Origin of the sequence: Cryobacterium sp. PH31-AA6 (assembly GCF_030063195.1) — a bacterium.
In the GTDB taxonomy this organism is placed as follows: domain Bacteria; phylum Actinomycetota; class Actinomycetes; order Actinomycetales; family Microbacteriaceae; genus Cryobacterium.
Genome location: NZ_JASISS010000001.1, coordinates 208386 through 228111 on the forward strand (window position 1 = coordinate 208386; position 19726 = coordinate 228111).

At 66.8% G+C, this 19726-nt stretch carries 21 protein-coding genes; 12 read left to right on the forward strand and 9 right to left on the reverse strand.

The features are described 5' to 3' along the window. Positions 1–96: 96 nt before the first annotated feature. The gene (locus QMG61_RS00975) at positions 97–1413 is read left to right on the forward strand and encodes a SufS family cysteine desulfurase (protein WP_283492457.1); all 1317 of its coding nucleotides are present in this window, start codon (positions 97–99) and stop codon (positions 1411–1413) included. Then, complete coding sequence (gene sufU, locus QMG61_RS00980; RefSeq protein WP_283492458.1) at positions 1410–1913, forward strand: Fe-S cluster assembly sulfur transfer protein SufU; 504 nt, start codon at positions 1410–1412, stop codon at positions 1911–1913. Before QMG61_RS00975 ends, sufU begins: the two co-directional genes overlap by 4 nt. A 159-nt stretch (positions 1914–2072) precedes the next feature. Here the strand turns inward: sufU and QMG61_RS00985 are convergent, their stop codons facing one another. The 9 genes from QMG61_RS00985 to QMG61_RS01025 all read right to left on the reverse strand — a co-directional run bounded on the left by QMG61_RS00985 (position 2073) and on the right by QMG61_RS01025 (position 8812). Then, positions 2073–3017, reverse strand: coding sequence for an N-acetylglucosamine kinase (locus QMG61_RS00985; protein WP_283492459.1), 945 nt, complete (start codon positions 3015–3017; stop codon positions 2073–2075). 36 nt (positions 3018–3053) lie between these two features. Continuing rightward, a complete protein-coding gene (locus QMG61_RS00990; RefSeq protein ID WP_283492460.1) occupies positions 3054–3296 on the reverse strand; it encodes a hypothetical protein in 243 nt (80 codons plus the stop codon). A gap of 11 nt (positions 3297–3307) precedes the next feature. Next, the gene (locus QMG61_RS00995; protein WP_283492461.1) at positions 3308–4267 is read right to left on the reverse strand and encodes a hypothetical protein; all 960 of its coding nucleotides are present in this window, start codon (positions 4265–4267) and stop codon (positions 3308–3310) included. Beyond that, a complete protein-coding gene (locus QMG61_RS01000) occupies positions 4264–4965 on the reverse strand; it encodes a cytochrome b N-terminal domain-containing protein (RefSeq protein WP_283492462.1) in 702 nt (233 codons plus the stop codon). The genes QMG61_RS00995 and QMG61_RS01000 overlap by 4 nt, the downstream gene beginning before the upstream one ends. After that, a complete protein-coding gene (locus QMG61_RS01005; RefSeq protein WP_283492463.1) occupies positions 4962–5129 on the reverse strand; it encodes a hypothetical protein in 168 nt (55 codons plus the stop codon). Before QMG61_RS01005 ends, QMG61_RS01000 begins: the two co-directional genes overlap by 4 nt. A gap of 398 nt (positions 5130–5527) precedes the next feature. Further along, entirely contained in the window at positions 5528–5911 is a 384-nt protein-coding gene (gene fliW / locus QMG61_RS01010; protein ID WP_283492464.1) for a flagellar assembly protein FliW, read from the reverse strand. 26 nt (positions 5912–5937) lie between these two features. Then, positions 5938–6846 carry a flagellar hook-associated protein FlgL gene (gene flgL, locus QMG61_RS01015; RefSeq protein WP_283492465.1) on the reverse strand — a complete coding sequence of 303 codons (909 nt, stop codon included), beginning with the start codon at positions 6844–6846 and terminating at the stop codon, positions 5938–5940. A 3-nt stretch (positions 6847–6849) separates the two neighbouring features. Then, positions 6850–8316 carry a flagellar hook-associated protein FlgK gene (flgK, locus tag QMG61_RS01020; protein WP_283492466.1) on the reverse strand — a complete coding sequence of 489 codons (1467 nt, stop codon included), beginning with the start codon at positions 8314–8316 and terminating at the stop codon, positions 6850–6852. Between the two features lie 10 nt (positions 8317–8326). Next, the gene (locus QMG61_RS01025) at positions 8327–8812 is read right to left on the reverse strand and encodes a flagellar protein FlgN (protein WP_283492467.1); all 486 of its coding nucleotides are present in this window, start codon (positions 8810–8812) and stop codon (positions 8327–8329) included. A 433-nt stretch (positions 8813–9245) separates the two neighbouring features. Between QMG61_RS01025 and QMG61_RS01030 the strand changes: the two genes are divergently transcribed. The 10 genes from QMG61_RS01030 to QMG61_RS17470 all read left to right on the forward strand — a co-directional run bounded on the left by QMG61_RS01030 (position 9246) and on the right by QMG61_RS17470 (position 19574). Further along, complete coding sequence (locus tag QMG61_RS01030; RefSeq protein ID WP_283492468.1) at positions 9246–10058, forward strand: sigma-70 family RNA polymerase sigma factor; 813 nt, start codon at positions 9246–9248, stop codon at positions 10056–10058. A 120-nt stretch (positions 10059–10178) separates the two neighbouring features. Next, on the forward strand, positions 10179–11336 hold the full coding sequence (locus QMG61_RS01035; RefSeq protein WP_283492469.1) for a flagellin N-terminal helical domain-containing protein: 1158 nt from the start codon (positions 10179–10181) through the stop codon (positions 11334–11336). A 154-nt stretch (positions 11337–11490) separates the two neighbouring features. After that, on the forward strand, positions 11491–12879 hold the full coding sequence (gene fliD, locus QMG61_RS01040; RefSeq protein ID WP_283492470.1) for a flagellar filament capping protein FliD: 1389 nt from the start codon (positions 11491–11493) through the stop codon (positions 12877–12879). A gap of 11 nt (positions 12880–12890) precedes the next feature. Further along, a complete protein-coding gene (gene fliS, locus QMG61_RS01045; RefSeq protein WP_283492471.1) occupies positions 12891–13322 on the forward strand; it encodes a flagellar export chaperone FliS in 432 nt (143 codons plus the stop codon). Further along, positions 13315–13641: a hypothetical protein gene (locus tag QMG61_RS01050; protein WP_283492472.1), complete on the forward strand. Its 327-nt coding sequence runs from the start codon at positions 13315–13317 to the stop codon at positions 13639–13641. The genes fliS and QMG61_RS01050 overlap by 8 nt, the downstream gene beginning before the upstream one ends. 334 nt (positions 13642–13975) lie before the next feature. After that, complete coding sequence (locus QMG61_RS01055) at positions 13976–15034, forward strand: IS110 family RNA-guided transposase (protein ID WP_283492473.1); 1059 nt, start codon at positions 13976–13978, stop codon at positions 15032–15034. 99 nt (positions 15035–15133) lie between these two features. After that, positions 15134–16561 carry an FAD-binding oxidoreductase gene (locus QMG61_RS01060; protein ID WP_283492474.1) on the forward strand — a complete coding sequence of 476 codons (1428 nt, stop codon included), beginning with the start codon at positions 15134–15136 and terminating at the stop codon, positions 16559–16561. A gap of 160 nt (positions 16562–16721) precedes the next feature. Then, positions 16722–17141 (forward strand): hypothetical protein, encoded by a 420-nt coding sequence (locus QMG61_RS01065; protein ID WP_283492475.1) that lies wholly within the window; start codon positions 16722–16724, stop codon positions 17139–17141. A gap of 191 nt (positions 17142–17332) precedes the next feature. Further along, positions 17333–18616, forward strand: a complete 1284-nt coding sequence (locus QMG61_RS01070; protein WP_283492476.1) for a hypothetical protein — start codon at positions 17333–17335, stop codon at positions 18614–18616. Between the two features lie 223 nt (positions 18617–18839). After that, positions 18840–19574, forward strand: a complete 735-nt coding sequence (locus QMG61_RS17470) for a J domain-containing protein (protein ID WP_502846983.1) — start codon at positions 18840–18842, stop codon at positions 19572–19574. Positions 19575–19726: the final 152 nt, after the last annotated feature.

The window sequence follows — 19726 nt, forward strand, 5'->3', positions numbered from 1 at the left end:
CAGGGGCAGGATACTCGGCGCGGAGGCGCGGAGGCGCGGGGGACCGCGGGGCGTCACCGGGTGCGCTTTCCCCGTGCGAAGGAATACCCTTAACCCATGACCCTCCCCGCACCTTCGTCCACCCGTGCGACCGCTCGCCCGTTGACGGACGAGGAGGTGGCCCGGATCCGCAACGACTTCCCCATCCTGGAAACCCGGGTGAACGGGCATCCGCTCAACTACCTGGACTCAGGCGCCACCTCCCAGAACCCGGTCAGCGTGATGGAAGCGGAGCAGGAGTTCTATGAACAGCGCAACTCCGCCGTGCACCGCGGCGCCCACACCCTCGCCTTCGGCGCAACGGAGGCATTCGAGGGCGCGAGGGCCACGGTTGCGGCCTTCGTCGGCGCCCGCGCCGACGAGATCGTCTGGACGTCCAACGCCACCGAGGCGATCAACCTGGTCACCTACTCCCTGTCGAACGCGTCCCTCGGCCTCGGCGGGCCGCAGGCGCGCCGGTTCGCGCTCGGCACCGGCGACGAGATCGTCGTCACCGAGATGGAGCACCACGCCAACCTGATCCCCTGGCAACAACTGGCATTGCGCACGGGCGCGACCCTGAAGTTCATTCCCGTCCTGGACGACGGCACCCTTGACCTGGCCGCCGCCGGCACGGTGATCGGAGCCCGCACCCGTGTGCTCGCGTTCACCCACGCCTCCAACGTCGTCGGCACGATCAACCCGGTCGCCGAACTCGTCGCCCTGGCCCGCGCCGTCGGCGCGCTCGTGCTGCTCGACGCCTGCCAGTCGGTGCCGCACCTGCCCGTCGATCTGGCCGCGCTCGACGTGGACTTCGCCGTCTTCTCCGGGCACAAGATGCTCGGCCCGACCGGCATCGGGGTGCTCTACGGCAAGGCCGAGCTGCTGGCCGACCTGCCGCCATTCCTCACCGGCGGCTCGATGATCACGACCGTCGACATGCACACGGCCGAGTTCCTCGCCCCACCGCAGCGGTTCGAGGCCGGCACCCAGCGCATCTCGCAGGCGATCGCCCTCGCCGCGGCGGTCGACTACCTCACCGAGACCGGAATGGGCCGGATCGAGGCCAGAGAGGCCGAACTCGGCCGCAGGCTCCTGATCGGTCTCAGCGACATCCCGGGGGTGCGGGTGCTCGGCCCCGGGCTCGAAGCGGAACGCATCGGCCTGGCCGGCTTCGACCTGGCCGGCGTGCACGCCCACGATGTCGGGCAATACCTCGACGAGGCCGGCATTGCCGTGCGGGTCGGTCACCACTGCGCCCAGCCGTTGCACCGGCGGCTCGGCGTGACCGCGTCCACCCGCGCCAGCACCTACCTCTACACGACCACCGACGAGGTGGATCATTTCCTGGCAACCCTGCGCGAGGTTGCGCCGTTCTTCGGAGTCCGCTCATGACCAGCACCGCCCTGCAGCAGCTCTACCAGCAGATCATCCTCGACCACGCCAAGGCGCGGCACGGCTCATCCGCCGGGCCGTTGGCAGCGTTGCCGGATGCCCCGCTGCCTGACCCGGCATCGGGCGAGTTGCGGCTCGCGGAGTCCCACCAGATCAACACCACCTGCGGCGACGATGTGACGGTGCGGGTCGGCGTGCGCGGCGACGGCACCGCCGCCGTGATCGAGGAGTTCGCCTGGCGCGGCGACGGCTGCTCCATCTCGATGGCTTCCGCATCCGTGCTGCACGACACCGTGCGGGGCGTGACTGTCGTCGAGGCCAGGGCGATGCTAGACACCTATCGGGAGATGTTGCGCTCGCGCGGCACGATCGAACCCGACGAGGAGATCCTCGGCGACGCCGCGGCCTTCTCCGGGGTCTCCCGTTACCCCGCCAGGGTCAAGTGCGCCATGCTCGCCTGGGTCGCCTTCGAGGCCGCCCTGCTGCCCGTCGTCGACTGACCCGCGCCGGTCGGGCCCCGCTGGTCAGGCCTGCCGGTGGTCGAGCCGCCCGGTGGTCGAGCCTGCCGAGACCATGTCGACCCACCGGTGGTCGAGCCTGCCGAGACCATGCCGACCCGCCGGTGGTCGAGCCTGCCGAGACCATGCCGACCCGAGCGTTCACTCGCCTTCGGCGACCCCGACGGAGACCGCAACCCGGTCGCGAAGGGCGCTGCGGGCCGACAGCACGGGCAGCAGGGCGGCACCCTCCAGCGAGCTCGCCTGCGGCGGGCGGATGTCGATGGCCGGCCACAACGCGCGCAGCCCCTGCTCAAACGGCACGTTGATCTCCTCAGCGCGCAGCACCCCGCCGAGGCCGCAGACGACCGGCGCGGGCCCGGAGCCCTCGCCGACGCCATGCAGCCCCGCCGCGACCGAGAGCACGAGTTCGGCGGCCGCCGCGGCGCAGATGCCGGCGGCGACGGCATCCGTCGGGGCCAGCGCGGTGACATGCCGGGAGTACCCGGCGATGCGGCTAACCCGGCCCGGATCGCCCTGCAGCTCGAGATAGGCGGTCTCGAGGTTCGGGAAATCCGCGCGCACCGCGTCGGTCAGCGCCGAGTGTGGACCGCGCCCGTCGTAGTCGCGCATCGCGGCGTCGAGGCCGGCGCGGCCGATCCAATAGCCGCTGCCGGCATCCCCGATCAGGTTGCCCCAGCCGTCGATCCGGCGGACCGCCGCCTCGCCGACGGCGAGGGTGACCACCCCGGTGCCGACCGCGATCACGGCGCCCAGGCTGTCGCCGAGCGCGCCGAGGTAGGAGGTGACCGAGTCGTGGGCGAGACGGACCTCGCGCACGCCGAGGGCGTCCGTGGCCGCGCGCAGCTCGTCGGCGTCGGCCGGCGAGTAGGTGAAACCGGAGATCCCCGCGCTGACGGTATGGATCGCCATCCCGGATGACCCCGCCACCCGGGCCACCACGTCGACCAGCTGGGGGATCAGGTCCGTGTCGGTCAGGATCCCGTCGAACCCGAAGGTCTCATCGGCCGTGTCCCCGCCACGGAGCAGTGCCCGGATGCCCGTCTGGCCGGCATCGATGGAGAGGGAGCGGTGATGGTCAGTCATGGTCGGTCAGTCCTTGCGGGGCGCGGTTACGCTGGGTCAGGAACGCCCCGGCGGGTTGCCGAAGGCGCAGTAGTTGTCGATACAGGATGCCTCGCCGGCGGCGAACATGTCCTCGTAGTATCGCAGCTGCTCCCCTCCGGTGGTCGACCTGCCGGTGCTCGACCTGCCGGTGGTCGACCTGCCGGTGGTCGACCTGCCGGTGGTCGACCTGCCGGTGGTCGAGCCGCCGGTGGTCGAGCCTGTCGAGACCCCGCCGGGCGCTGTGTCTCGGCCCAGCACCCGCTCGGCGATCAGCGCCTGCGGTAATAGTCCCGCCAGATCAGCCGGTGCACCGGGATCCAGCGCGGGATGTCCCGGAGTCCGGGGATGAACGGCGCCAGGGTCAGCGCAACGCTGAGGAGCAGCATCAGGAGCACCACCAGCAGGTCGGCGTTCGGCGCCGAGGCGAACGGCTCCACCTGGTACCAGAACGAGAACAGCCACAGCCAGGACTGGCCCGGGGTGTTCCCGGTTTCGTTCATCATGCCCCACTGGTCCCCGGTGAGATGCTGGGCGGTGGCCAGGTCGCCGAAGTACGCTCCGTCGCCGAGGAACAGGGTGCCCAGGGTGTAATCGAAGTTGTAGAAGTCGCCCTTCGCCGCGAGCACGCCGTCTAGCGCTCCCTGCTTCGCCATGGTGAGCAGCGAGTCCGTCAGCACGGGGACGGGGCCGTATGCGCCTGCGTCGGCCGCCACGTTGGCCGGGTCGTTGTCGGTGGCCTTGGCGAGGGCATCCGAGTAGGCGGTGCTCCAGCCGGTGCGCTGGGCGTCGCTCGCCTTCACCCAGTCGGCCAGCTCGGGTGGCGGAGCGTTGAGCGTGCTGAGCGGGTCGATCACGAGGTCGTTGGCCGTGTCGATCGGGAGTTGCACGCCGGAGAGGCTTTGCAGGTCGAGGGGGCCGAGGGTCTGGGTCGCGTCAGGCGTGTTGTTGTACGGCGGCCCGTAGCCGGCGGTTTCGCTGCTGCCTGCGAGCTCGGCCGTGGCGGTGGCGACGAAGTCGGCCGGGGCGGCGTTCGCCCAGGACTTCAGGGTGACGCTTGCCTCGTCGGGGGAGCCGAAGATCGCGGAGAGTCCAAGAGTGAGGATGCCCATCACGACCAGGGCGACGGTGAGCTCCTTGAACAGGTCGTATTCGCGCACCGTGCCGCGCCAGGGGCGGCGGGCAAGCCCGTCCTTGTCCGCGCGGGTCGCGCGCAATCTCGGGTTGTTCATCGTCCGGCCTCCTCGGAGTCGGGGCGCACGCCGGTTTGGAGTTGGGCGTCGCTCTCGGCGGCCTCGAGCGGGGGAACAACGCCGTGCATCCGCACGAGGAGGACGTGCAGGGCGACGACGGCGCCGACGGCCAGGGGCAGGAGGATGATGTGGAACATGAAGATCTGACCGAGGTTGGCCACGTTGAACCAGGCGCCGATGCCGGCGGAGTTCAACGCGTCCTTGCCCTCGAAGGCGATCCACTGCGAGTCGAAGTTGGTCTGCAGCAGGTAGCCGGTGAACGCCGTCACGATGGAAACCAGGAACGCTCCCATCCCCGTGATCCAGGTCAGCGTCCGCCCACCCCGCCAGGCGGCCATCCAGTACTTTCCCCACAGGTGCACGACCATGGTCATGAAGAAGAGCTCGACGCTCCACAGGTGCACGCTGTTCACGAAATGGCCGAGATCCGAAAGGTGGTACCAGGCCGGGCCGTTCAGGCCGAGAATCACTCCGGACGCGAGGATGAAGACGAGGGAGACGATCGCTCCCATGCCGAACACGTAGATCCAGGATGCGACATAGCTCGGCTGGTCCTCGGGGAGCAGCTTGTCGGCGGGCAATCGCCGCAGCAGCGCGCCCCTGGCCTTGCCGGTCCAGGTGTGGTACTCGTCTTCCTCCGGCGCGTGTTCGCGCGGCGGGTTCTCGCGGAGGCTCATTTGCGTTTCCGACCACTCGGGAACGGCAGGAAGAGGGCCAGGACGAAGAGCAGGATCATCACGAGGATGACGATCAGGTTGCCCAGCTGGATCTGGAAGGCACCCCAGCCGAGGTAGATCCCCGGACTGTCGAGACTGGCGAAAATGCTGACTAAATCGTGCATGAGCAGCTCCATTACCTGAACGACCTGTGCCGGTGAACAGGTGTTCAACGGCTGGTGGTCCTATACCCGCAACGGTATTCCCGAAGGGCGGATCGGCTGCCATGATTGGCCCGGAAACTCTCTGAGACTATGCACAGGTAGAGCGTCACGCGGTCGAGCGACCGCGGTGGTCGAGCGACCGCGGTGGTCGAGCGACCGCGGTGGTCGAGCTACCGCGGTGGTCGAGCTACCGCGGTGGTCGAGCTACCGCGGTGGTCGAGCCTGTCGAGACCCGGCGGGCCAGGTGATTTCGACACGCTCAATCACCGCCGGTGGTACAGCGTCCAGCGGTCGAGCGGTCCCGGTGGTCGAGCGGTCCCGGTGGTCGAGCCTGTCGAGACCCGGCGCGTCAGAACGACCTACGCCGAACGGGCACCCAGCTCGGCCCGGAGCGGCCAGTCCTGGCCCTCGAGGATGATCTGGGCGCAACTTCCGGTGATCGAGTTGACCACGATCGGCGCCATCAGGTTCACGGTCGTGCCGCCCTCGCCGGGGTTGGTCACCACGAGAACGAGCGCGTCGGTCGGGTCGGAGAGCTCGAGCGAGCTCGCCTGGTCGTCGCTGATCACGGGGGAGTAGTCGGGCAGATACACCGAAGCATCCAGCACGAACAGTCGGGTGCGCTGGTCGCTGGCTGCCTGCAGCGTGAAGAGACCGGCCGCGCCGGGAATCTCGATCAGCGTGAACTCGGTCAGCGGCGCGAGGCCGGGAGGCGGTGTCACGAAGGTCAGGGTGGCGTTCATCGGGCCTGTTCTCACTCGGTTCGACATCATCGGAGGAAGTCCATCAGGGTTGGCTGGAGCACCTTGGCGGTCACCGCGAGGGCCGACTGGTAGGTGACTTCCTGGAGTTTGAGGTCGAGGATCGCCTGGCCGAGGTCCATGTCCTCAATCGAGGAACGCTGCGCCTCGAGGGCGCCCGTCTGCTTCACGAGGGTGGCTCCGGCCTTCTGGATCTGGGTCTGGCGCACACCGACGTCGGCCTGGGCGGTGAGTACGGTCTTCATCCGGGCATCCACCTCGGTGAGGAAATGGCCGATGTTGCTCGGCGGCGTCGTGGCCGTGCCGCGAAGGGCAGCGCTGATGTCGTCGATGAGTGCGAACACCGAGATGGAGTTCGTCGCGTTCGCGCCGAAGACGTCGGCGCCGTTGACATCGACCTTGATGGTCGTGCCCGTGTCGATCCGGCGCACGACGCTGGCCGTGGCCGTTCCGGTGAAGGAATAGTCCGGCTTGAAGGCCACGCCGGCATCCGAGTTGCCGGCGAAGACGGTGCGGCCGAGGTACGACGCATTGGCCTGGCTGAGCAGGTCCTGCTTGAGGCCGTCGAGACGCACGGCGATCGCTTCCTTCGCGGTGGCGTTGAGCGATCCGTCGTTGGCGCCCTGCACGGTCAGATCCCGCACCTGGTTCAGGATGTCGGTGGTGTTCGCGAGGGCGGAGTCCGCGGTGGTCAGCCAGCTGTTGCCGTTCTCGGCATTGCGGCTGTACTGGGTGACGGCGCGCTGTTCGGCGCGCACGGCCAGGGCATCGGCGGCCTTGGCCGGGTCGTCGGAGGGCCGTTCGATGGCCTTGAGCGAGGATGCCTGCGCCTGCAGCTGGGCCATCCGGGCCAGGTTGGTCTGCAGGTTCGCCTGCGCCGAGCGCATCTGGGTCTGGGTCGTGACACGGGAGATCATGGCTTACCTTCCCACCAGTCCGGTGCGGTTGATCAGGGTATCGAGCATCTCGTCCACGGCCGTCATGACCCGCGCGGCACCCTGGTAGGCGTGCTGGAACATGAGCAGGTTCACGTTCTCCTCGTCGAGGTCGACCGAGGCGTTCGAGAGCTGGGCCCCCACGGCGGCCGTCGAGGTGAGGTCGGCGAGCGTCGCGTGCTGCAGTTCGGTGCGGGTGGTCACGGCGAAGCTCGTGACGAAGTTCGACCAGTCGGTCGAGGGGGACTGCACGTAACTGACGGGCGGGCCGGCGGATGCGACGGCCTTGCCCGCGCCGAGCTGGGCGAGTTCGTCGGCAATGGACCCGTCGAGGGCCCCGTTCGCGGCCAGACCGGTGGAGAGCTCAGCGACGGTTTTCGGAACCACGCTGAGACCGGTCGCCGCGGGCACACCGGTCGCGACCGCGAAGAAGTCTCCAGACGGCAGGGTCGAGTTCGTGCCCTGCGAATAGATCGCGTTGACCTTGACGGCCAACTGGGTGGCCATCGTGTTGTACGACTCGGCGGCCTCGGCCAGTGCCCCGCCGGTGCCCGTGCCGGCTCCCGAGGTCACGGCGGGTGCGAGCAGCGAGATCGCCCCGGCGAGCTCGCCGCCGTCGACCGCCACGGACGTGCCCGGGTGGGCCGCCCATTCGACGTGGGGCGCGCCGCCGGTTCCGGTCATCGACCTTGCGCCGACCGCGATGAGCTTCTGGGCCGAGTTGCCGCTGACCAGGGCGTTGCCCCCGACGAGCACGTCGACCGTGCCGTCGCCCCGGTCGACGACGGTGCCGCCGGTGAGGGCCGCGAGGGTGGTGGTGAGCGCGCTGCGCTGGTCGAGAAGCTCGTTCGCGCCGCCGCCGGCGGCCTGCTCGTTGCGAATCTGCGCGTTGAGTGCCGCGACCTGGGCGGCTGCACCGTTGATCTCGGTGACCATGCCGTCGACGCTGCCGCGGGTGGTCGACCACTGGTTGGCGACGGCCTGGTAACCCTGGGCGATCCGGGTGGTGAGCACGCCGGCCTGGCCGAGCAGCACGCCGGCGGGTGCGTTCTCGCCGGGGGCGTTGGCCACGTCCTGCCAGCCGGCCCAGAAGTCATTGAGCTGGGCGGATAGCCCGTTCGCGCCGGGTTCGTGCATCGACCCCTCGACCGCGGTCAGGGCGTTGGAACGCACGGCGGAGTAGCCGGCGACGGCCGCGGACGAGCGCACCTGGGCATCCAGCTGCGCGCTGCCGAGGCGGGAGACGCCGTCGACGTTGACGCCCTGGCCGGCCTGCACGCCGGCGCTCATCAGGCCGACGCGGCTGATGGCATCCACCGCTGAGGTGGAGATGCGCTGCCGGGTATAACCCTGAGTGTTGGCGTTGGCGATGTTCTGGCCGACGACCTCGAGGCCCTTGCGGGCGGCAACCAGGCCGGTGTACGCGGTGTTCAGTCCGCCGAAAGTGCTCATCGAGGCATCCTCACAGGATCTGGTCGAAGAGGCGGGATGCGGCGCTGCGCACGTCGGACGTGCCGCGGGAGTCATAGGTGCTCGAGTGTGTGCGCACGTCGGCGAGCGTTTCCTGGCTGGAACGCGCGGCGGCGCGCAGCAGCTGCTCGTTGTTGTCGCGGAGTTCCTTGATCTGGGTGGTCAGTTCACCGAGGGCCTTGAGGTGCGAGGCCATGATCTCGGTCCAGGGCCCGGCGGGGGCGTGCGCGACGAGTTCGCGCAGGGTGGCGTCTTCGGCGGTTCCCCATTCGGCGGCCATGGCGGAGACCTCGACGGAGCGCGCCAAGCCGGCTTCCCGCACGTGGCCGAGAACCTGTTCGACCTCGCGGGTGCCCTGCTGGAGCCAGCGGGTCTTGCCGTTGGTGAGGAGGAGCTGTTCTTCGTCGAGCTTGAAGATCAGCAGTTCCAGGAGCTCACGCTCACGCCACAGCAGTGCCGACAATTCGTTCGCGCCCACGTCGCCCACCTGCCCTTTCCATTCCTTGACGAGTACCGCGCCAGAACGCGTGCACTCCTGCATCTGAGACGCACTATCGGCATGGTGGTCTGCACCGTTAGCGATCAACTGCAAACAGGATGCCAGTCGGGCGCCTCACGTGTCCACCAAAGGGAGGACACGATCCCCGAACCAGCCCGGTGGGTGTACCCCGTTCCGGGGTGATTCGCCCCGGACTGGGGGTGTTCATACCCATTGTGGGGGGAGCCGCTCCGGTTCTTCGGCGCGTGTCCCCAATACGTTTTAACCAGCGGAGGAGAAATCCCCCGCTGGGGCCCCGAAACCCCGCTCCACAGCTTGTTTTAGTCCCCGTGCTTACCCGGCAATATGCGCTCGATCTGGTCTCCAGTTTCGATCCGCACCCCGTCCGTCTAAGCATCCAGGGAGGTCCGACATGAATCGGACAGAACGCAACCAGCTGGTGATTGAGAACCTCCCACTCGTGGGCTACCTCGTCTCCGAAGTCTGGGCGAAGGCACGCCACCTCTCGCGCGACGACCTGGCCTCGGCCGGTGCTCTCGCGCTCATCACCTCAGCGGATGCCTTCAACGCTGATCTCGGCGTTCCCTTCGGTGCCTTCGCCCGCCGTCGCATCATCGGCGCGTTCGCCGACGAGATGCGCTCCAACGACTGGGCCACCCGGATGGCTCGCCGCCGCATCAAGGACACCCGCGCCGTGCAGGAGACCATCGCCGCCGCCCTCGGCCGCGCCGCCTCGGTCGACGAGGTTGCCGCGGCCCTCGGCGTGGACCGCGAGACCGCCATTGCCGGCCTGGTCGACTCCGAGCGCACCGTCTCGACGCTCGACGATGCCACGGCCGAGTTCCTGGTCTCCGGCGCCGAGCTGCCCGAAGATTCCCTTCTCTCTGCGGAACGCCTCGCCTACCTGCGTGCGGCGATCGACGCCCTGCCGGAGAAGATGCGCGAGATCGTTCAGCAGGTGTACTTCGACGACCGCTCGGTCAAGGAGATTGCCGCAGAGCTGGGGATTACCCACTCGGCCGTGTCCCAGCAGCGCGCGGAGGCCATCCGTTTGCTCCGTGACGGCATGGGCACTCACTACGCCGACGACGCCGAGGCCGAGTACGTGCCGGAGTCGCGCATCGCGCCGGCCCGCCGGAGCGCCTACCTGGCCCGTCTCGCCGACAAGTCCATGTTCGGCATGGCCACCGCGTCGAACGCTTTCTATGCGTCCGAGTCCGCGTAGCGGAAGAGGCTCAAACTTTCTTTGCTCGATAGCTAACGCGATCCCGCCCGGGGCCGATAGCTCTAGGTGTCAGCCCATGGATGGGCCGGCGCACAACACCCAATCACGGAGGAATACATCATGGGTATGCAGGTCAACACCAACCTCGCGGCAAACAACACCTACCGCAACCTGGCCGCAACACAGAACGACATGTCCAAGTCGCTGGAGAAGCTGTCCAGCGGTCTCCGCATCAACCGTGCTTCGGATGACGCGGCCGGCCTCACCATCTCGGAGGCACTCAAGTCGCAGGTCGGTGGCCTCACGGTCGCCAGCCGCAACGCCCAGGACGGCATCTCGGTCGTTCAGACCGCAGAAGGTTCCTTGAACGAGGTGCAGTCGATCCTGCAGCGCGTTCGTGACCTCGCCGTTCAGGCCGGTAACGACTCGAACAACGCCGCCTCACGTACGGCTATCACGACCGAGGTCAGCGCACTGTCCAAGGAACTCACGCGTATCGGTGATTCCACGAACTTCAACGGCACCAACCTCCTTGATGGCTCGAGCAAGTCCTTGAGCTTCCAGGTCGGCGCGAACAGCGGTGCGAGCAGCCAGATCACTGTCGACCTCTCCGGAGCCAACCTCAAGACGATCACGGGTGCAATCGGGTCAACGAACACGGGTTCCTCGTTCACGGATGCGGCCGATGCGGCTGCAGCGATCACGGCATCGAATGCCGCACACACCTTCACGGTCACGAACGGCGATGGTTCGACGACCGGTGTGACAACCGCGATCCTTTCCGGTGTAACAGGAACCACTGTTGCAGAAGTGAATGCAAACCTCGCTACGGCGCTCAATGCAGATTCCACATTTGCCGGCAGCATGGTGGCCTCCGTTGATGTAAACGGCAAGGTCAACGTGAAGTCGCTGACCGGCGGCGACGTTGCTTCATCGACCCTGACTGGTGGCGCTGCTGGACCAGCTGCATCCTCGGGACTGGACTTCTCCTCGGCCGCGTCGGCAGCCGCGTCCATCAAGGTCATCGACACGCAGTTGGCTGCAGTCTCCACGGCCCGCGCCAACCTCGGTGCCGACCAGAACCGGTTCGAATCTGTCGTCAAGACGCTCGCCGTCTCGACGGAGAACCTGACCGCTGCCGGTTCGCGAATCCGCGACACCGACATGGCCGCCGAAATGGTCAAGTACACGCGTTCCAGCATCCTGACCCAGGCCGGTACCGCCATGCTCGCGCAGGCGAACCAGTCCAACCAGGGCGTGCTGTCGCTCCTTCGCTAACCCGAAGTAGTAGAACCTTTCGGGCAACCGCACGGTGAACTATGGCTGGTGGTGACCGAGAGATGAACTGGACCTCATCCCTCGGTCACCACCAGCCATTCACATTTCCATCGCACTATCCAGCACCATCGCAGAACCGTAAGGAGGGGAAGACATGACGAACGCAATCGACGGGCTCGTCTCAGGGCTCGATACCACGAGCCTGATCAACTCCCTCATGACGGTCGAAGCCCAACCGCAGGCCCTGCTCAAAGCCAAGGTCAGCACCTCACAGACTCTTATCGCGGCACTGCAGGGTCTCAACTCGCAGGTTTCGACTTTGACGGATCTCGCCACGAAGGCCGCGAAGCCGGCGGCACTCGACCTCTACACGGCGTCGAGCAACTCAGCGACCGTGACCACCTCCGTCTCCGCCGGCGCGGGCGCCGGGCAACTCGACGTCGTCGTCGGGGCTCTGGCCCGCAGCCAAATCGGCGTCTCGGCGGCGATGACTGAGTGGCCCGCTACTCCGGCCGCCCTCACGATCGTGACGGGTGGGATCACCACCGAGGTTTCGGCAGCCTCGACATCGCTCGATGACGTTGTGACCGCCGTGAACGCTTCCGGTACCGGCGTCATGGCGACCAAGGTCGCATCCGGCGTCGATGCCGGTGGGGCTCCGCAGTACCGCCTTCAATTCACGAGCAGTGCCACCGGTGCCGCCAGCGCGTTCACCGTGTATCAGGGCACCGAGGCCGAAGTCACGGCGAATACCGCCCCAGATCTGCTGGCGGCCCCGGGCGCGGCAGTCATCCGCACGGCGCAGGACGCGAGCGTCACGCTCTGGGCGGGCACCTCGGCCGCGCAGACGATCACCTCCTCCACGAACACGTTCGCCAACCTGCTGCCCGGCGTCGCGATCAGCGTGTCCGCGGTCTCGACCGACCCGGTCACCATCAAGGTTGCCCGCGATGACGCGCAGATCAGTTCCCTGGCGTCCGGACTGGTCAGCTCTCTGAACGGGGTCTTCGCCCTCATCTCCACCAAGACCGTCGTCGTCAACAGTACGAACGCGTCAGGCGCCGCGATTGTTTCCCGGGGGGTCTTCACCGGCGACAGCACGGTTCGAGACGTCAAGCAGAAGATTCTCACCGCGGCATCCGCTCCGGTCAACGGCCACTCGCCATCGGAGTACGGCATCAGCATCACCAAGTCCGGCACGATGGAGTTCGACGCGGCGAAATTCGCCACGGCCCTCGCCAAGGATCCGGCCACAGTTAAGGCCGCCCTGACCGAGATCGCCACGCGGGTCGCGGCTGCGGGCACGGCGGTGTCCGACAAATACGACGGGCAGCTCACGGCAAAGATCACCGGGCAGCAGTCCACGGTCAAAGACCTGGGCAACCGGATCGATTCGTGGGACATCAGCCTGGCCAGCCGCCGGGCCACCCTGCAGAGCACCTACACCGCGCTCGAGGTCTCCCTCAGCGCCCTCAAAGCTCAATCGACCTGGCTCACGGCCCAGGTCGCCGGTCTGCCCAGTTCCACCTCGAGCACAGGATGATGATGGCTGTTATGAGCATGATGGGCGGAACCCAGGCGCGGCGGGCGCAGCTGAACCGTGAAGCCGTTCTCTCGGCGACCCCGGTGCGGCTCTTGACGATGCTCTACGATCGTCTGCTGCTCGACCTCAACCGTGCGGAAGCAGCGCAGGTCGTCGAGAACTGGGCTGTCGCATCCGAGAACCTGGTGCACGCGCAGGCGATCGTGTCCGAGCTGACCACCTCGCTCAACGTCAAAGCGTGGGAGGGCGGCGAGGGCCTCTTCGCCATCTACGTCTACGTGTCGAACTCGCTGATGAGCGCAAACATCCACCGCGACGTTGACCGCACCCGCGAGAGCATCGCGCTGCTCGAGCCGCTGCGACAGACCTGGCACGAGGCCGCAGAACTCGTTCCGGCCCAGTCCATGTCGGCTCACCTTGGCGGTGAGTACGGCATTGCCTAGGGAAGCGAGCCGCCACGACGAGTGGGTCGAGGTGTTGAACCAGCTCGAAGCGAGCCTGGGCGCCGGTGCGCGCAACGCCGTTCTGGCTGCGGCGGGGGAGCGGTTCTCCACCGGTGTGCAGTGGCGCGCTCCGGAGCACCTCGGTCAACTGCCGCGGGACCTGGAAAAGCGCGCCCGCCTGCTGCTCGCGGGCCAGCTCGAGCTCATTCGCGAGATCGAGGATGCCCGGCGCTCGGCCAGCGTGCACCTCGCCGCCGTGCGCACCATCCTCTCTACCCAGCACACCGAGCACCCGGTCTACCTCGACGTAGCCGGCTGACCCGCCCTCCTCCCAGCCGCCGTTCCATCCCCGGAAGTCGAGCCCCCGGTGGTTGAGCCCCCGGTGGTTGAGCCCCCGGTGGTCGAGCCCCCGGTGGTCGAGCTTGTCAGTGATGATGGTTGGTGGGGTCAGGGTGGTCTGACTCAGAGCTTGTCTGACGCTTCGGCTGTCTTGGTCTCGATGCGTCGGCCGGTCTGGCCCTGACATTGTTTTGTCACGTTCAGGATGCCGATCATGACTTGATAGGAGCCTGGCTAAAGTCTCTTCACTGACCTGTCTGCCGGCAGCCTGAACGCTGACCCTCACAAGAAGGGCTGTATTCAGAATGACTGATGTGGACCGAAAAATCATTATCGGTGTCGATACTCACAAGGATTTCCATCACGTTGCCGTGATTACGGCGCTGGGTGAATCGATCGGGGATCAGCGTTTCGACGCGACCCCGACCGGCTACCGGGACTTGATCGACTGGGTGCAGGCCCAGGGCGTCGTGCTCCGGGCCGGGGTCGAGGGAACCGGGTCTTATGGGGCTGGCCTCACGGCCCGGTTCCGCGGGCTGGGCTGGGACGTGATCGATGTCATCGCCCCCGACAAGCAGGAGCGGCGGCTGCGGGGCAAGACCGACCAGATCGACGCGTATTCCGCGGCCCGGGCTGTTCTCTCGCGGCGGGCGAGGACGGTTCCGAAGGTCAGGGACGGGCAGGTCGAAGCGATTCGCGCCCTGCGCACGACCCGGCGGTTGCTGGTCAAGCAGCGCACCGAAACCATCAATCAGCTCCACGGGCTGCTCGTCAGCGCCCCGGAAGAGCTGCGGGTCAAGCTCGCCGGACAGACCCGGAAGAACCTCGCCCTGGCCTGTTCGAAGCTGCGCGACCGGGCCGGTGATGATGTCGTCACCGCCGCGACGAAAGACGCCGCCCGTTCCCTCGGCCGCCGCTTCGTTGACCTCACCGCTGAGGCGGCCCGGCTCGACACCCGGATCCTGGTCCTGGTCACCGACTACGCACCCGAGTTGCTTGCCGTTCACGGTGTTGGCCCCGACGTTGCCGCTGCCCTGCTCACCGTCACGGGCGAGAACGTTGACCGGATCAGCAGCGAGTCCGCGCTCGCCCACCTCGCCGGAACCGCACCCATCCCCGCCTCATCGGGCAAAACCAACCGGCACCGCCTCAACCGCGGCGGCAACCGGCAAGGCAACGCCGCGTTCCACCGGATCGTGCTCGTCCGAATGAAAACCCACCCCGAAACACGCGACTACGTCTTGAAAACCCTCGCCCGCGGCAAAACCAAACGCGACGCCATGCGCCTACTCAAACGCTACCTCGCCCGAGAAATCTTCCCCATCCTCAACGCCATCCAACAACGCCACACCCCAACCCAAATCGCCGCTTGACATCAATAGGAGCATCGAGACCCTCGCGACCACCCGGCACTTTCGCATCGCCCCGCCCGGTTCTACCATGTACTCCGTGGACGCAAAGGTGCCGACACCATGACCATGCTGGCGACGATCAGCGGCGGCCGCGTCGATCTCGATGAGCGCGCGGTGGCCGACCTCGCCACGCACCTGCGCGGCGAGCTGATCCGACCCCGCGACGCGGCCTACGACCAGGCGCGCCGGGTGTGGAACGGCTCGATCAGCCGATTCCCCGGCCTGATCGCCCGGTGCGCCTCCCGCGACGACGTGAGTGCCGCGGTTCGCTTTGCCCGACGCCATGATGTGCTGGTGGCGGTGCGCGGCGGCGGGCACAGCTTTCCGGGACACTCAGTCTGCGACGACGGACTGGTCATCGACCTGTCGCCGATGAACGGCATCCGGGTCGATCCCGACGCACGCACGGCGAGCGTGCAGGCCGGGGCGCTACTCGGCGATCTGGACCGCGCCACGCAGCAGCACGCGCTCGCGGTGCCGTCGGGGATCGTGACTCATACCGGTGTCGCCGGGCTCACCCTCGGCGGCGGCCTGGGCTGGCTGATGCGCAAGCACGGGCTGTCCATCGACCAGCTGCTGTCGGTGGGCATGGTCACGGCCGACGGCGAGTTCGTGCGGGCGAGCGCCACCGAGAACCCCGAGCTGTTCTGGGGAGTGCGCGGAGGCGGCGGCAACTTCGGGATCGTCACCGAGTTCGAGTTCCGGCTGAACCGGGTCGGCCCGATCCTTATGGCCGGGCCGGTCTTCTGGCCCGGGACCGAGTCGGTGAAGGTGCTGCGTTTCTACCGCGAGTGGATTGCCGAGGCGCCAGACGACCTGATGACCATGGTGGTGCACCGCCGCGCCCCCGATGCCGACTGGATGCCGTCCGATCTGCGCGGACAGCCCGTCGTCGCCGTCGTCAGCTGCTTCGCGGGCCCGGTGGATGACGGCGAAGAAGTGATGAAGCCGCTGAAGGCGTTCGGTCATCCGGTCCTGGATCTGTGCGGGCCGAAGCCGTACCTGGAACATCAGGCCATGTTCGACCCCAGCTACCCGCCCGGCCGGTGGTACTACATGCGGTCCTGCGATGTCGCTGAGCTCACCGACGAGGTCATCGACATCACGGCCGATCACGCGGCCAGGATCACGTCCCCGCTGACCGCATTCCCGATCTGGCAGGGCGGGGGAGCCGCGTCCCGCGTCGCCGAAGACGACACCGCGTTCCACGGGCGCGCGACCGGCCACACATTCAACATCACAGCCGCCACCGAGGGTCCCGACGGGTTCGACCGGGAACGCGACTGGGTGCGCAACTTCTGGTCAGACCTCGAGCCCTTCCATACCAGCGTCTACGTGAACTTCCTGATGGACGAGGGCGAAGAGCGGGTTCGGCAGGCGTACGGCGAGGCGAAGTACACCCGGCTCCGCGCCCTCAAACGCGCCTGGGATCCGGAGAATTTCTTCCGGCTGAACCAGAACATCGCGCCTCTGCCCGCTTTAGGGTGACCACCGTGAGCGTGGCCACCATGGCGACCACGGCACGGATGCCCGGGGTCGCGTTGGCGACGGCGCCCGGCTCCCGCTGGAGCCGCGTGATCGGTTAGCCGTGACGGGGGCATTCCGCGATAAGGGTTCTCGCCGGTCGGCGTGCGCCGACACGGGACGAGTGCGGTGGAGAACTGAGCGCGCGGAGGGCACCGTCAATCGCAAGGCCTTCCGTAAAATCGCCCAGGCCCCGCGGTGCACGGCGGCGGTCACCCGCGAGGACCGGGCGCACATCGACGACGTGCGCTACGCGCCGGTCAGCTTCCGGCAGTTCGTGCCCGCCGACCTCGACCTGCGGGTGATCGTGGTCTCGCAGGAGATCTTCGCGGCCTCGATCCGCTCCGAACCGGAATACCGCACCGGTATCGGCTCCGCGGAGATCAACGCGGACCAGCTGCCCGACGTCGCGGCGGCCAGGGTTATCTATCGGCGGTTGTGCGAATTTCTGCCGCGGCTGGGCAGTCGGCTGCCACACACTCGAAACCGCGAAACCGCGAAACCGCGAAACCGCGAGACCGCGAGACCGCGAAACGCACCATAATGGTGCCAACTTGCGGACGGGAATCCGAAGCAGGTCGCGAGGCTCAAGACGGAGGCCAGCTAGTGGACCTAATCAATTGGGTGACTCACCGAATGAAATCGCCCCGCCGGACTCAACCGCGCTGGAGTGAGATCAAGGTGTCGAACCTCTCGAAATCGGCCGCACGGCCAACGCTGCCAATCGGATGGAAAGTGGCAGGGTACGCGGGAATGCTGGCCTTTTTCGTGGGTCTGGCTGGCTTGCTTGGCCTGGCACCGGTGGTTCAGAACTCTTTCGCGTGGCCTGCCGGGCCGCGATGTTGTGGTGACTGGGCGGACGAGGTACTCCTGTCTGTCCTGCAGGGAGGAAGGTATGCGGCTGCCGGAGTGGCCCTCGTGGGTCTCCTCCTTTCCGGGGCGTTCGTGGTCCGCCGCATCATGCTCCGTGTAAGGCCACGCTTTTGGACGATGACTCTGTTTTGGATGGTGCCAGCAGTGCTCGTCTTTTTCTTCTTCTCGGCAATCATCCCGATAGTCATAGCAGGACGAATGCCTCAGGAAGAGGACCTGGGTTTTGTTATTTGTATGGGGTCGATGAGCTCGGCCGGGCTGTGGCTTGCCTTTCACGCAAATCGAACTCGTTCAGCCCCAGATGTAATTTGGGCCGCAGGGACCCAAGTCACACGGGAGGTCCAGGCAGTCATCATTGCATTCCTCGTGGCCGTTGCTCTCTTGGACAAATTCTCCGACGATCTCACGGCACTAATGTCGGACCAAATTTGGTCTGCGCTCAATTTCTTCACGATTGGCGTCTGGTTCCTTGTGATCGGGCCGGGTTGGACAGCCATCGTCACGGCCGAGACCCAGCTGGGTAAAAGAAGGCGCGGGTCGCGCGCTGCGCTGTCTTCAGGACACCAGGGATCGACAAGGAGGATCCCCGAAGTTCTGACTGTCCTCCTGTTCGCCGATGTCCTTGTGCCCTGGTTCTTCTGGCCCTTCTTCAACGTGACTAATCCGGAGGTCGTCTGGTTCTGGCTGGCGAATCTGGTTGCAGCAACGCTACTTCTGATCGCTCGGCTTCATCACCTTCGGGACGCGACCGACGACGAGTGGCCGAAATGTAGCGAAGCCGCGCGACAGCTCGTCGTCGTACATGGCTTCTCTGTTGCCTACGTCGCCCTCGAGAATATCTATCCGCACTATTCGAATTTGTTTGGTTACTACGCCATCACCGTCATCGGCGCGGTAATGGCGGCCTTGTGGATTCTGATTCTTGGCCCTGACCTGACTGTGTACCGTGCGACGGTCACGCAGATTCGGCTTCGAGCGTGGCTTGCAAGCGAGGGAGAGGGTACGTCGACGGCTGCGCTTTCCCCTTGGGCATACCTAAAGTTCGCGTGGAAAGCAACCGTGGCGACGAGGTTCGAGACACCCATCCGGGCCTCGGAACTGGACGGCGAGAGGGCAACGGCCGTCGCAGACCCTGGCGTGAAGTGATCCATGACCCGACGCAGGGCCGATGCCGTCGTTCGCGCTTCGCGGCGGGATCAGCGATACGCGGCTGTTCTACGCGGCTGTGACCCGCGCCGCACCCGCTGGATTCAAAACGGGCATAGGGGAACCATGCTGAAACAAATGACGGATGTTGAAAAGTGGGGCGTGGGAGGGGCAGATTCGGCCTGGTCAGCAGCGCCAGGGTTTCTGATGCGTGTATCCGCGGGTGAGCTCACGTGACCACCTCCCGAACCACCCACTACAGCGTGCTGGGAGTGCTGCATCCGTCAGCGCGCACGAGCTCAGGCGTGCCTATCGACGGATGCAGCGCACCAGCCATCCGGACACCGACGGTACCGCAGAGCAGTTCCGCATTGTGCAGGACGCGTGGGCCGCGCTGGGCACCCCTGACACGCGCGCGGCCTACGACTGCACGCTGAGTGCCGGTTCGGCTCACCACAGTGCGGCTGAGCCGCGGGTCGGACCGACGAGTCAGACGAACCCCCAACCGAGTCGGTCATCGACAGCCGAGGAACGACCACGAGTTCGGCGTGCGGACAGACATGGGCATCCTGGGGGAAGTTTCCGCCTGAAATACCGTGATCTGGTGATCGCCTGGCTGGTCAACCCCACCCCGCCGTCGCCGCCTGTGCCCTGGGTTCCGGCGCGCAAGGCGCGCGGCAGGTTTCTCCGCCAAGGGCTGCGACTGGGCGCGCAGATGACGACATCGTTCGCTGCGGTTGGAGCGGGCCTCGTCCTTTTCTTTGCCTGGAGACAGGGACTTCTCGCGGAGGGCATCGCCGCAATCTGGATGCCGCTGCTCCTGGTGGCCGGATTAGGCGGTTTGGCCGGAGCGATCAGTTCCGTACCCGTTTCAGTACTAAGGATGCACCGGGATTCCTACCGCCGGGAACTCATCCGATATGCGAAGGAAAAGGCTGCGACGTTCGCCGCGGCCTAGGCAGATTTCCGCCGTGCGCAAAGGGCCTTCGAGATTGATCTCCGTGCCCGGCCGTCCAACACCGCACCACTTTTGGCGGCGCCGTACTCGGAGGACACCGTGCGAGTGGCGCCGCCGAGCATCCGTGTGTGGTGGGACCGGGCTCTGGCGTA